General features: G+C 63.2%; 11 protein-coding genes. 1 reads left to right on the top strand and 10 read right to left on the bottom strand.

The features are described from left to right. Positions 1-108: 108 nt before the first annotated feature. A complete protein-coding gene (locus tag A0U94_RS02925) occupies positions 109-2,628 on the top strand; it encodes a helicase-related protein (protein ID WP_149026650.1) in 2,520 nt (839 codons plus the stop codon). A 38-nt stretch (positions 2,629-2,666) separates the two neighbouring features. On the opposite strand, the gene A0U94_RS02920 is transcribed toward A0U94_RS02925, so the two are convergent. From A0U94_RS02920 to A0U94_RS02875, 10 genes are all read right to left on the bottom strand, one after another. Beyond that, positions 2,667-3,278: a helix-turn-helix domain-containing protein gene (locus tag A0U94_RS02920; RefSeq protein WP_197460462.1), complete on the bottom strand. Its 612-nt coding sequence runs from the start codon at positions 3,276-3,278 to the stop codon at positions 2,667-2,669. A 255-nt stretch (positions 3,279-3,533) separates the two neighbouring features. Further along, a complete protein-coding gene (locus A0U94_RS02915) occupies positions 3,534-4,301 on the bottom strand; it encodes an META domain-containing protein (protein WP_077802393.1) in 768 nt (255 codons plus the stop codon). Between the two features lie 12 nt (positions 4,302-4,313). After that, the gene (gene serS, locus A0U94_RS02910; protein WP_062033681.1) at positions 4,314-5,576 is read right to left on the bottom strand and encodes a serine--tRNA ligase; all 1,263 of its coding nucleotides are present in this window, start codon (positions 5,574-5,576) and stop codon (positions 4,314-4,316) included. A 24-nt stretch (positions 5,577-5,600) separates the two neighbouring features. Beyond that, positions 5,601-6,386, bottom strand: a complete 786-nt coding sequence (gene tatC / locus A0U94_RS02905) for a twin-arginine translocase subunit TatC (RefSeq protein ID WP_062033683.1) — start codon at positions 6,384-6,386, stop codon at positions 5,601-5,603. Beyond that, positions 6,383-6,994: a Sec-independent protein translocase protein TatB gene (gene tatB, locus A0U94_RS02900; protein WP_077802392.1), complete on the bottom strand. Its 612-nt coding sequence runs from the start codon at positions 6,992-6,994 to the stop codon at positions 6,383-6,385. The genes tatC and tatB overlap by 4 nt, the downstream gene beginning before the upstream one ends. Before the next feature lie 9 nt (positions 6,995-7,003). Next, positions 7,004-7,603, bottom strand: coding sequence for an SMC-Scp complex subunit ScpB (gene scpB / locus A0U94_RS02895; protein WP_149026647.1), 600 nt, complete (start codon positions 7,601-7,603; stop codon positions 7,004-7,006). Then, positions 7,600-8,358 (bottom strand): segregation and condensation protein A, encoded by a 759-nt coding sequence (locus tag A0U94_RS02890; protein ID WP_077802390.1) that lies wholly within the window; start codon positions 8,356-8,358, stop codon positions 7,600-7,602. Before A0U94_RS02890 ends, scpB begins: the two co-directional genes overlap by 4 nt. 10 nt (positions 8,359-8,368) lie before the next feature. Further along, positions 8,369-9,505: an SPOR domain-containing protein gene (locus tag A0U94_RS02885; protein ID WP_077802389.1), complete on the bottom strand. Its 1,137-nt coding sequence runs from the start codon at positions 9,503-9,505 to the stop codon at positions 8,369-8,371. Continuing rightward, the gene (argS, locus tag A0U94_RS02880) at positions 9,502-11,310 is read right to left on the bottom strand and encodes an arginine--tRNA ligase (RefSeq protein ID WP_077802388.1); all 1,809 of its coding nucleotides are present in this window, start codon (positions 11,308-11,310) and stop codon (positions 9,502-9,504) included. The genes A0U94_RS02885 and argS overlap by 4 nt, the downstream gene beginning before the upstream one ends. Before the next feature lie 43 nt (positions 11,311-11,353). Next, positions 11,354-12,529, bottom strand: coding sequence for a deoxyguanosinetriphosphate triphosphohydrolase (locus A0U94_RS02875; protein ID WP_077802387.1), 1,176 nt, complete (start codon positions 12,527-12,529; stop codon positions 11,354-11,356). Positions 12,530-12,617: the final 88 nt, after the last annotated feature.

Here is a 12,617-nt window from a genome sequence, read left to right as displayed (position 1 = left end):
GATAACAGGTCTCGGACCTGATAAGGGTCGGGTCTTTTAGCCCAATCGTCACCGCTCGGGAAACCCATCCGCGTTGAAGCGCATGCCGGAATGACGCACAAGACTCTTATGACAGACGACTCCATGCCGGACGCCCCTCTTTCCGACACACTCTCTCCGGCCGAACGCGCGCTTCAGCGGGCCGAGGCCGAATTCGGAACTTCGCTCGACATCACGTCGCGCGAACGCCCTGCCCTGCTGCGCCAGGTTGCGCGCCGGCTTGAAGGCCCGGAGGCAAGCCTGTCCCATGACGGGCTGATCGAGGCGCTATGCGTTGTGCGCCGCAAGACCTGGGCATCCCAGCTCATGAATCTGTGCCGCAGGGCCGGTGAAGTCTGGGTGAGTAAAGCCGACACGCAGGACGCGGCGGCCCGCACCCATGACCCGCGCGCCGACATGTCTGCCCTGCGCCGGACACTGGACGATGTCCTGATGACACGCTGGCAGGAGATGGGCGATTCTCCGCGCACCGTTCTGGAGGATGTCCGTGCCGATCTCGCCGACACCGGACTGATCCTGTCGAGCGGCCAGCTTGAAAAGCTCTCACAGAGCATTGCTAGCGCCTTCGGCAGCGTCGATCTGGGCTTTGAGGACGATCTGCGGATTGCGGAAGAACGCCGCGCCCGCGAACAGGCCGATATTCAGGCCCGTGCCGAAGAACGCAGGGCGCGCGAGCTTGAACGCCTGCGGCAGTGGGAAGAGGGACTCGTCAGCTTCGATGATCTGCCCGGCGTTCTGCACTGCTCCCGCCGCGAGGCGCTGCGCTGGGTTGCGGAAAACCGGATTCCCGTTGCGCGCCGCGAAACGCGACCGGACGGAATCGAGCTGTTCTTTTTCGATCCCATAGAACTCAAACGGCTTCGGACATTCCTGCCACAGTGGCGCAGCGGAACGAAAGACCGGCCGGAAGTTCTGGATCTGGGCAACAAGGCGGGCAATGCGGCCATTGCCCGTGTCGCGGCACTGGACCGGTTCGCGGCCCATTTCCGCACCGCGCGTGCGCTGAAACGGCGCATCACCCTGGTAACGGGTCCGACGAACTCCGGAAAATCCTACACAGCGCTCAATGCTCTGGCGAATGCCGAGAGCGGCCTGGCGCTCGCGCCCCTGCGCCTGCTCGCCCATGAATTCCGCGAGTCCCTGCTCTCACGCGGCGTTCCGGCATCCCTGTCCACGGGCGAGGAGCGGATCGAAATGCCCGGCGCGCGCCATCTGGCGGCAACGGTCGAGATGTGTCCGTTCCACAATCCGGTGGATGTCGCGATCATTGACGAAGCACAGATGCTCGCCGATCCGGACCGTGGTGCCGCCTGGACGGCTGCCATCATGGGTGTTCCGGCGCGGCATGTTTTCATCCTTGGCGCGCCGGACTGTATCCCGCTGGTCAAGCGCATCGCCGAGCTTTGCGATGATCCGGTGGATGAGATCCATCTCGAACGCAAAAGCCCGCTCAAAGCGGGTGAGACCTTGCATCTCGATGAACTGAAGCCCAGCGATGCCGTCATCGCCTTTTCGCGCCGCGAAGTTCTGGATCTGCGCGCCGAGCTCATGGCGCGCGGACGTCGCGTGGCCGTGGTGTATGGCGCCCTGAGCCCGGAAGTCCGTCGTGCCGAAGCCGCCCGGTTCAACAATGGCGAGGCAGATATCCTGATCGCAACGGATGCCATCGGCATGGGCCTGAACCTCTCGATCCGGCGGGTCGTGTTCAGTGCGCTGCGCAAGTTCGACGGACGCCAGACGCGTGATCTGGTCTCGCAGGAAGTCAAACAGATCGGCGGTCGCGCCGGACGCTATGGCAAGCATGAAAACGGACTTGTCTGCGTGCTGGCCGGAGCGGGCAGCCCGACCTTCGTCAAGAAGATGCTGAGTGCGCCACCTGAAGTCGTCACGGAACTCCGCCCGCTGGTTCAGCCGGATTCGGATATCGTCCGGGCCGTTGCCGAAGAAATTGCCAGCGACAGTCTCTACGGCGTTCTGACACGCATCAAACACGCCGTTCTGCGTGCGGATGACCCGAACTACCGCCTCGCCGACATGGAACAGGCGCTGGAAATCGCAGCCGCTCTGGAAGGCGTGGAAAACCTCGATCTTTCGACACGTTGGACCTATGCCATGTGCCCGATCGACGAGCGGGACAACGGGATCCAGCGCCTTGTCCAGTGGGCGGCGGATCATGCGGCCGGGCGACCGGTACCGCCGCCGGGCACGGGGCGTCTGCCGCATCCGGAGCAGGCGGGACGCGAAGAACTGGAGCGGGCCGAGAAACGTCACAAGCGGCTGGTGGCCTGGCGCTGGCTCGCACTGCGCTTCCCGGACGCCTATCCGGCGCGTCAGGACGCGGAAATCAACACATCCATTCTCAATGACTGGATCGAACAGGTTCTGCGGACCCAGAGCCGGATGCGCGAAAGCCAGAAACAGCAGCGTATTGGAGGGCGTCCTGGGCGCGGCGGCGAGAGATCCGGCGGCAGACCGGGAGACAGAAGTTCCTTTCCAGGATCGAAAAAGCCGGGAGGGCACTCGGGCGGGCGGAGTTTTCCTGCAAAAGGTGGCAAGCGTTCGGGGAGCACGCGCAAACGACCTTCGTAATTCGCGCACCGGCCTGACGGATGTCAGGCCGGTTTTAATCAGGCGGACTTAGGCGAACGACCCGTTTTTGCGTTCTGGATTTCGCTTTCACTATGACGCACGCGTCGTTCGATCCATTTCTGGGCCTGCAACTTGATGAGCGGATCGAGCTGCCGGTAGAGGGCAAGCATCGTGTCTTCATCAGGCGTCAGGGTGGCCTGAATCGCCTTGTAAGCCATGCCCGTCAGAAGGACTTCGGGCTCCACTCCCAGAACCTCGGCTAGACCGCCCAGATGTTTTCCCACATGGCCTGAGCGCCCCGTTTCCCAGAAAGCCACGGCCGAACGCGAAATTCCGACCTTTTCGGCCAGCTGATTCTGGCTCAGGCCGGCCATTTCCCGCAGAAGCCGAATACGACGCCCAAGCTCAAGTCCGGGGGAAAGCTGCGCCTGTGGAATGGCATTTTTGGTCAATACGGCCTCCGTTTCTCTGATCCATGCCTTGTATGCCGCTTCGGAAGTCTGTGTTGGAACAAGCGATTTCCCTTCAGTTCTGAAACAGACACGTCCTGCCGCAAGCGTTACGATTTCCCGGACCTCGCGCACTGACCGATCAGATGCGGAATAAGACGTCCATTTCTGCCCAAGCCCGAGCTGAAGTGTCGTTTTCATGTCTAAGCCTCCGAACTGACGGCCACGGCGCGTTCTGTTCTGCGCCTGTCGTGCAACAGAAATTTCCCGCCCGTCAGGGTTCCCGCGCCGTCGCGCAAAAGCCTCTGTCTGCTCGATCCATTTTGGAAGATAGCGGTAGCTGGATCAGATTAGTCCTCTTTCGCTTTTCAGGAAAAGAGGGATCATACCCCCCTGCCCTTTTAAAAATTCACAGGATAAAAAGTTTCCTGAAAAACCCCGTCTTTTTGAGTCTGCTTACGGTGCATCCTGCGGAACGAGCACCATCGTGTCAGACGTCTTGCTCCCGTACAGGACAAGGTGATTCTCTCCTTCCCGCGACCAAGACGTCACGGTCGGCAGAAATGCGCCGATCTGTCGTTCCTGTTCCATCAGCGGCGACAGACACGCCTTGCGCGTCATGGCCAGTGGCTGAAAGCGGAGTGTCCGGGCCTCAAGTCTGAAGTGGCCCATTAGGCGGTTGCAGCCATCCGTTCCGTAAACCGTCCCGTCCTGCTGAAGGGTCAGGCCCGGTGCTTCAGGCGTATTGGGGAAATTCAGGGCCCCGACACTCTGGATTCGCCACGTTCCGTAAGGCGCCCGGACGGTCGTTTCCGCGACACGCCGCAGCAGAAGCTGCGGGTGATCGAGGGGGGCGCCCCCATCCGGCGTGGCGAAAAGCCGCCGTCCCTCGACCGTGATTTCCGCATTCAGCACATAATGACCACCCGGTGGCAGCGCGGGATAGGTCAGCGTATAGGGAATGGGAACGCCATGATGGATCTCGTCGCGCTGCTCGGCCATGACGAGGGGGGCGCCATGCGTGGCGCCCGTATCCTCGATCCAGACACTCAGAACCGCGCCCGGCGGCAGGGCCATGCGCTCACGATACAGCGCCTGACCGTGCAGCGTGTGTATGGCATTCGCCCGATCCACCGTCGGACTGGCGGCATAAACAGGCAAACTGGACAGGACAGAGCCTGCGGCTAACAAGGTCAGGACGAAGCGGCGGAGCGTGATCATCATGCGCAGGGTTCCTCAACCGATGCGGTTCAGCCCACCCATATAGGGACGCAGAACCTCGGGAATATCAATGCTGCCGTCTTCGTTCTGATAGGTCTCCATGACCGCGATCATCGTCCGGCCGACAGCAAGACCGGACCCGTTGAGCGTGTTGACGAAGGCCGGTCCATTTTCCGCACGATAGCGCGCATTCATCCGGCGCGCCTGAAAATCGCGCGTGTTGGAGCATGAGGAAATCTCGCGCCATGCCTTCTGGCCCGGCAGCCAGGCCTCCAGATCGAACGTCTTGGCCGCGCCAAACCCCGTATCGCCCGCGCAGAGCAGCATCCGACGAAACGTGATGCCGAGACGCTCCAGAACCGTCTCAGCAGCCTGCGTCATGCGCTCATGCTCGGCCTCGCTGTCTTCCGGCCGCACGACCGAGACCAGTTCGCATTTCGTGAACTGGTGCTGGCGCAGCATGCCACGCACGTCACGCCCGGCGGAGCCAGCTTCGGAGCGGAAGCACTGCGAGAGTGCGGTCATGCGGATCGGCAGGGCATCGGCGGGCAGGATATCGCCCATGACAGAGGCCGTCAGCGGCACTTCGGCGGTCGGGATCAGCCAGCGGCCGTCTTCGGTGCGGAACGAGTCCTCGGCGAATTTGGGCAGCTTGTCCGTGCCATACATCGCGTCGTCATTGACCAGAAGCGGCACGCTGGTTTCGCTGTAGCCGAACTCGGTCGTATGGGTGTCAAGCATGAACTGGCCAAGGGCGCGTTCCAGACGCGCCAGCGCACCGCGCAGAACCACAAAACGCGTGCCCGACAGTTTGGCCGCGGTCGGGAAGTCCATCTGGCCCAGCGCTTCGCCAAGCTCAAAATGCTGTTTCGGCTCGAAAGCCAGCTCGCGCTTTTCGCCTCGGACATGGACGACGACGTTGTCGTCTTCGCTCCTGCCGTCCGGGACGGAGGCGTCAAGACGGTTTGGCAGGGCTTTCAGCACATCGTCGATCCGGGTCTGGATCGTGTTGGCACGCTCTTCAAGCCCGGCGATCTGATCCCGCAGGGCTACGGCCTTTGCTTCAATCTCAGCAGTGTCGAGCTTCTGCCGCTTGAGCAGGCCAATTTCCTTGGCGATCGTCTTGCGGGCGGCCTGTGCGTCCTGAAGCGCGACCAGAGCAGCGCGGCGCTCTTCGTCTTCGCTGACGAGCTGCTGTCCCACGGGTGACAGGCCCCGACGTGCGAGAGCAGCGTCAAAAGCGGCCGGGTCGGCGCGCAGGGCTTTCAGGTCATGCATGGTTCAGGGCTCCGGCAGGTGTCATCAGTCTTCGTCGGCGGCCATCGGTTTCGGTTCCACGAACCGGGCCGTCAGGATGGATACCTCGTACAGTGCGACGAGGGGAATGGCGAGGCTCAGCATCGTAATCGCATCGGGCGGGGCAATGACGGCCGCAACCGCAAAGGACGCGACGACGGCATAGCGACGGAAACGCTTGAGTTGCGCCACGCTCAGCAGGCCGACACGGACCAGCAGCGTCAGGATGACGGGCAGTTCGAAACAGACCCCGAACGCTAGGATCATTTTCGTCACCAGCGTCAGATATTCCGAGACTTTCGCCTGAAGTTCGATCTGCATGCCGCCATCAGTGTTCTGCGGCGTCTGGAAAGAGAGGAAGAACTGCCACGCATAGGGAAACACAACATAATAGGCGAGTGCCGCGCCGATCAGGAACATGATCGGGGTTGCGATCAGAAACGGGGCAAACGCGCGTTTCTCGCTGCGATACAGGCCAGGCGCGATGAAAATCCAGGCTTGGATGGCAATCATGGGAAAAGACAGGCAGGTCGCGCCGAAAACGGCGACGCGGATATAGGTGAAGAAAGCCTCATACAGCGCGGTGTAGATCAGGTGTGGCTGTTCGCCGTTCTTGCGCATGATGTTGCCGAGCGGGGCCGCCAGAAAGCGGTAAATCTCGCCCGAAAAATGGTAGCAGATGGCAAACGCGATCACGAAGGTCACGATCGACCAGATCAGGCGTTTGCGCAGTTCCACGAGATGCTCGAGGAGCGGCATCGGCGTGTCGTTGATGCTGTCGGTGTCGGTCATTCGCCGTCCTTTCCGCTCGCGATGGGGATGCGCCGGCCAGCATGGATGGCCCGGACGGGCGGCAGGATGTCGGGGGCACGCCAGCGGGAACGTTCATGCTGAAGCCGCCGTGCCGTGCTGGGCGGCAGAATGGGCGGAGCGCCCGCGACATCTTCGTTGACGTCCGGCTCCTCCTGCGCGGGCAGGTCCACGGCCGGCTCGAACTGCGGACGGGCGTTGTAAGGCACCGTTTCCAGATCGGTCAGGGACGACGCAGGCGGTGGCGGAAGCGGCGGTGCGGCTGGAACCCTGGGCAGTGCAGCGGCCGAAGCCTTCGTGGAGGCATCCAGATCCAGACTGCGCCGGATGGAATTGTCACCGTCGATGGCTTTCGTGACGCGGTCGCGTAGGTTGAAGCTCTTCAGATCACGGAACTGGTCCCGAGCCTCGGACAGATCGGCCTCACGGACCATCTCGTCCACATGGGACTGGAACTCCGAGGCCATGCGCCGCATCGCCTTCAGCCCGTTGGACAGGGTGCGGATGGCAACCGGCAGGTCCTTCGGGCGGATGAAGACCATCGCCACCATCACGAACAGCGCGATTTCCGAGAAACTGAAGTCAAACATGCGACATTCCTAGCCTGTCTGCTCCGTTCCGCCTACGGCAGAACCGTTCGGCGCATCGTCTTCCGCTTCTGTGGAGGCCCGATCCAGCAGGAAATCTTCCCTGCGCGGCAGAGCGGCAAGATCCGGGAGGGCGAAACTTTCCAGAAAATGGGCCGTGGTGCCCCACAGGACAGGGCGACCGGGCACCTCCTTGCGGCCTTTCGGAGCGATCAGACTGTCTTCCAGCAGGGCGTCAAGAATGGCCTGCCCGAGCGAAACACCCCGAATGGCTTCGATTTCCGCGCGAGTGCAGGGTTGGTGATAGGCCACGATCGCCAGCGTTTCCATCGCCCCCCGGCTCAGGCGACGCGGCTTTTCCACGACTTTCGTCAGAGCCGGGGCATATTCGGGGCGGGTGCGGAACTGCCACCCCCCCGCGACCAGCACCATTTCGATGGCGTGATCGGCATAGAGTGCACGGACGGCCTCCACGGCCTCGTCGGTTGCTACGACAACGGACTGGGCCTTCAGAAGCTCTGTAATTGCAGACGGTTTGACGGGTTCGGGACTGGCGAAAACCAGTGCCTCCACCAGACGGCAGGCCCGGTCGAGCATTCTGGAGTCGCTCATGATACGGGGCGCCATTCGATGATACCGAAAGCCTCGGGCTGCCGCAGTTCCAGCGCCCCGCCTTTCGCCATCTCCAGCCCCGCGAGGAGCGTCCCTGCCAGTGCTGCGTTGCGTCCGTAAGGCCCTTCTTCGCCATCCAGTTCGTCCGGGTCCGGCAGGAGGGAGGTTAGGGTGTGCCAGCCGACCACGCTGTCCGTTCCAAGGAGACGTTTGAGACGGGACAGCGCGTCCTGCACGCTCCAGTAGCGGCGGGCACGCGGGGCATAGACTGTCCGGCGCCCTGTTCTGCGCCGTGCGGACAGATAGGCGGTGATGAGCGCAGGCATGTCCACGCGCAGGCCGGAGCGGTCGATTTCAGTATGGTCCTCGCCCTCCCCGCGTCGGAACACATCCAGAGCAAGCCGGGGCTGTTCGGCCAGCCATTGGGCGGCGGCACGCATTCGTTCAAGTTCGATCAGGCGTTCCTGAAGAAGCTCAATGGCATCTTCGGCGTCCGGGTCTTCGTTTTCGGCGGGGAGCAGCAGTTTGGATTTCAGCCAGGCAAGCCAGGCCGCCATGACGAGCCAGTCCGCCGCCAGTTCCAGCCGCAGGCTCCGCGCCTCCGCACGGGCCTTGTCCACGACGGCCAGATACTGCTCCACCAGTTGCAGGATGGAGATTTTCGCCAGATCCACCTTCTGCTTGCGGGCCAGATCGAGGAGCAGATCGAGCGGCCCCTCAAACCCGTCAAGCGTCAGATGCAGTGTCTCGCTCAAACGCCAGCGCTCAGAACTGGGCTGGCGTACAGGCGACGGACTGTGCATGCAGCTTCACACAGTAAGCCCGCGCAGCCTTCAGATCCGCAAATCCGCCGATCCGCAGACGCACGAATGTATGATCCCCACGCGTGGTCTTTTCGAACAGCGGTGTATGCCCGGCGAGCAGGGCCGGCGCCTGATGGCGCAGACTGTCCCATTCCTTACGGGCCGCGGCTTCACTGTCGAGCGCGCCTAGCTGCACTTCATGCGAACCACCGGCTGCCTCGGTTTTCTCCGCAGCCGGAGCGGCGGTTTTGGGCGCTGCGACAGCATCGGGATTGGGCACAGGCGCGGGCAGCGGCTTCTCCACCGGTCGCGCCGCATGATGGACGGGCGCCTCTTCCTTCTTGGAGGCTTCCTTGACAGGCGCAGCCTTTGGAGGCTCGGCCGGGGCAGAAGCCTGATCCTGCGGCTTTTCCGGAACTGTGGCAGGCAGCGCGGTCCCGGGAGACATCTGCCCCGTATCCGCAGGCGCAGCCGCTTCGGGCGGGATCGCAGGCGTCTGGGCTGTCGAAGCCTTGTCCGGAGTGGCGGCTCCCTGTGCCGGGGCATCCGCTTTCGGTGCGTCTGTTGCAGATGTTCCCGGTGCCGGTGTGCCGGGAGGGACGCCGTACTGACGGGCCAGCGCCTTCGTATCGGGTTGCTCGGGGCCGGGCGCGAGATGCGCCTCGCCGTTGCCGGTCATGTCGGTTTCCCCGTCATCACCACTCATGATCTGCATTCCGCCCGGATCGGCGGGACGGTCCTTCACGGGGCCCGGCGGCGGACCGATGATGGGGATGCCACCATGGTGGCCGCCCATGAGCGACCAGCCGCCGACCGCCAGCATCAGCACCACGCCGATGCCAACCGCACCGCCGACCAGCTTGCGCGTGGCAGGATCACTACCCAGAACCGATGTCAGACGCCCCGCTCCGGAGGCTCCTCCGGCAGCAGCCGGACGGCGACGCGGCGGGGGCTCGTCGTCATAATCGTTGCTCAGCCGCTCGCGGTCGAAACGCGCCTGCGGGCGTGGTCCGGAAGCCGGACCCGCAGGCTGTTTCGGGGCGCGGGCGTAATCGCCGGGATCGGGGCGGTTGCGATCCTGATCGTTTTCCGGGCTCATCGCATTTCCTCTACCGGCACGACGCCGAGAATGGTGAGGGCACAGCGCAGCGTTCCCGCAATGGCCGAAACCAGCGCCAGCTTGGCGAGGCTGGTTGCGCGGTCGTTCTCGTGCAGGAAGCGCAGGGTGGTATCTTCACGGCCCCGGTTCCACAGGGCATGGAAGTCGGAGGCCAGATCAATGCAATAGGTCGCGATGCGGTGCGGCTCACGGGCCGTAGCCGCGGCTTCGACACTGCGTGGGAAAGCCGCCAGACGACGCAGGACGGCCAGTTCGACGTCCGAAGACAGGTTGGCCAGGTCAGCGCTGCACAGGGCTTCCGGCATCACGGCGTCCGCGCCGAACATCGTCTCGGCCGAACGCAGGACCGAACGGCAGCGGGCATGGGCGTACTGGACGTAGAACACCGGGTTGTCGCGCGTCTGGGCGACAACGGCGTCCAGGTCGAATTCCATCTGCGCGTCGGCCTTACGGGTCAGCATCGTGAAGCGCACGGCGTCACGGCCCACTTCGTCGAGCAGATCGCGCAGGGTCACGAACGTGCCAGCGCGCTTGGACATCTTCACCGGCTCGCCGTTCTTCACGACGCGCACGATCTGGCACATCACGACTTCAAAGCCGGTCTTGCCATCCGTCAGGGCGGAAATGGCGGCGCGCATGCGGGACACGTACCCGCCGTGATCGGCGCCGAGGACGTCGATCAGGACGTCGGCATTTTCGGCCTTCTGGGCATGGTAGCCGATGTCGTTGGCGAAATAGGTGTTGGTGCCATCGGACTTGCGGAGTGCACGGTCCTGATCATCGCCGAATTCGGTGGAGCGGAAGAGCGTCTGCGGACGGGCTTCCCAGTCTTCCGGCATTTTGCCCTTGGGCGGCTCGAGCACGCCTTCATAAAGCAGGCCCTTGCTGTCGAGCTTTGCGATCGCGGCATCCACACGACCACTGGCCAGCGTTTCGGCCTCGCTGGCGAAGACTTCGTGCGAAATGCCCAGCGCTTCCAGATCCTCGCGGATGGCCGCCATCATCTGCGTCAGGGCTTCACGGCGCACCGTCTCGAACCAGACGGACGGATCGGCGGGACCACCTTCGGCATTGGCGAGCGCGCGACCATGCGTCTTAACAATGCTCTCGGCAACAGGGATCAGGTACTCGCCCTGATATTGCAGGCCATTCGGCGTCAGCGGGCTGAAATCGTCTGCGGGAATCTCCGTGCCGATGGCCTGAAGATAGCGCCAGTATGTGGCCCAGGTCAGAGCGACGACCTGCGTTCCGGCGTCGTTGATGTAATATTCGCGCGTCACCGGGCTGCCTGCGGCTTCGAGCAGGTTTGCCAGCGCGTCACCGACCACCGCGCCGCGACAGTGACCGACATGCATCGGGCCGGTCGGGTTGGCGGAGACGTATTCCACGTTCACGCGCGTCCCCTGCCCCATTGTGGAGCGGCCATAACGCTCGCCAGCTTTGAGAACCGAGACGGCCACGCCCTGCAGGACTTCGGGCCTGAGCGTCAGGTTCACGAAGCCCGGCCCTGCCGCTTCGGCCTTCGCGATCTCCGGAAGTTCGGAGAGCTTCGCGACCAGTTCGGCGGCAATATCGGCGGGTTTGCGGCGTGCGGGCTTGGCGGCCAGCATCGCAGCATTCGTCGCCATATCGCCGTGGGACGGGTCCCGGGTGGGGGTCAGATCGACGCGCTGCACCACCTCTTCCGGCAGGCCGGGGACGACCGATCGCAGAGCGTCGCACACCTGAACCCGGGTGCGGGCAAAGAGACAGTCAGTCGTAAGGGTCGTGGTGTCAGCGGCCATTTCAGCTCGATTCCTGTAACGCGTCTTCAAATCAGAGGCTCTATCAGCCCAGCACGGAGAGGTCCGTCAACCGTCGATGTTCTTCCATCGCGAAACGATCGGTCATTCCGGCAATATAATCGGCCACCAGACGCCTGCGCTGTACGTCATCGGCGGCTTTCGCATGCCCGCGCAGCGGATCAGGCAGAAGGCCGGGATCTTCGGACAGGATGTCGAAAATTTCGCGCACGGCGATCTTGGCCTTCCGCGCCATGCGGTTGACGCGCCAGTGGCGGTACATGTTGGCATAGAGAAACTTGCGGATGGTCTTGTTGGCCTCACGCATTTCCGGGCTGAACGCCACCACGGGATAGCCGGCATTACGGATGTCGTCGGCCGATTGCGGATTGAGCGCTTCGAGGTTCCGGCGCGTCTGGTCCGTCAGGTCGGTGGCGAGCTGGTTGATGACGACGCGGATGGTTTCATGACGCACGCGCTGGGCCTGATCAGACGCCTCACGCCCGATCTGACGCTCCATCTCGCGGGACCGGCGCAGGGCGTCTCCGACCAGCGGCAGGTCTTCAATATCCTCAAAAGACAGCAGCCCGGCGCGCAGACCGTCATCGAGATCGTGGCCGTGATAGGCGATATCGTCCGACATGGCGGCTACCTGCGCTTCCGCCGAAGCATGGCTTTGCAGGTCCAGATGATGTTTTGCGTCGTATTCCGCGAAATAGGGCGTCGGGCGTTTGACCGGGCCGTTATGTTTGGCGAGGCCCTCCAGCGCTTCCCATGTCAGGTTCAGGCCATCAAAGGCGTGGTAGCGGGCTTCGAGCGCAGTCACGAGCCGCAGGGATTGGGTGTTGTGATCGAAGCCACCCCAGTCCTTCATCGCAAGTGCGAGGGCGTCTTCCCCGGCATGGCCGAACGGCGTGTGACCGAGATCGTGAGCAAGCGCCACGGTTTCGGTCAGATCCTCATTAAGGTCCAGATTGCGGGCGATGGAGCGGGCGATCTGCGCGACTTCGAGCGAATGCGTCAGGCGCGTACGGAAAAAATCGCCTTCGTGGTTGATGAAGACCTGTGTCTTGTATTGCAGGGTCCGGAACCCCGCAGAATGCAGCACGCGGTCACGGTCCCGCTGCCAGGGCGAGCGGACCGGGCTTTCCACTTCGGGGTAGAGTCGGCCTCTGAAATCCGTAGGGGAGCCGGAATCCTGTACCGCGTAGATCGCTACCATCAAGACATGTCCTGCGTGAGCCGTCGGGCCGAGAGAGCGCCGTTTCGGGCGGCCCACGGGACCATTCTACGCCAGCATTGTGCCCGCG

The organism is Gluconobacter albidus (assembly GCF_002005485.1).
GTDB lineage: Bacteria > Pseudomonadota > Alphaproteobacteria > Acetobacterales > Acetobacteraceae > Gluconobacter > Gluconobacter albidus.
This window is presented reverse-complemented; position numbering and strand designations above follow the sequence as displayed.

Coding starts and splice junctions, on each gene's coding strand:
- serS (WP_062033681.1), bottom strand. CDS start 5,576: ATGCATGACCTGAAAGCCCTGCGCGCCGACCCGGCCGCTTTTGACGCT.
- scpB (WP_149026647.1), bottom strand. CDS start 7,603: ATGAGCGACTCCAGAATGCTCGACCGGGCCTGCCGTCTGGTGGAGGCA.
- A0U94_RS02875 (WP_077802387.1), bottom strand. CDS start 12,529: ATGGTAGCGATCTACGCGGTACAGGATTCCGGCTCCCCTACGGATTTC.
- tatB (WP_077802392.1), bottom strand. CDS start 6,994: ATGTTTGACTTCAGTTTCTCGGAAATCGCGCTGTTCGTGATGGTGGCG.
- A0U94_RS02915 (WP_077802393.1), bottom strand. CDS start 4,301: ATGATGATCACGCTCCGCCGCTTCGTCCTGACCTTGTTAGCCGCAGGC.
- A0U94_RS02920 (WP_197460462.1), bottom strand. CDS start 3,278: ATGAAAACGACACTTCAGCTCGGGCTTGGGCAGAAATGGACGTCTTAT.
- A0U94_RS02885 (WP_077802389.1), bottom strand. CDS start 9,505: ATGAGCCCGGAAAACGATCAGGATCGCAACCGCCCCGATCCCGGCGAT.
- tatC (WP_062033683.1), bottom strand. CDS start 6,386: ATGACCGACACCGACAGCATCAACGACACGCCGATGCCGCTCCTCGAG.
- A0U94_RS02925 (WP_149026650.1), top strand. CDS start 109: ATGACAGACGACTCCATGCCGGACGCCCCTCTTTCCGACACACTCTCT.
- argS (WP_077802388.1), bottom strand. CDS start 11,310: ATGGCCGCTGACACCACGACCCTTACGACTGACTGTCTCTTTGCCCGC.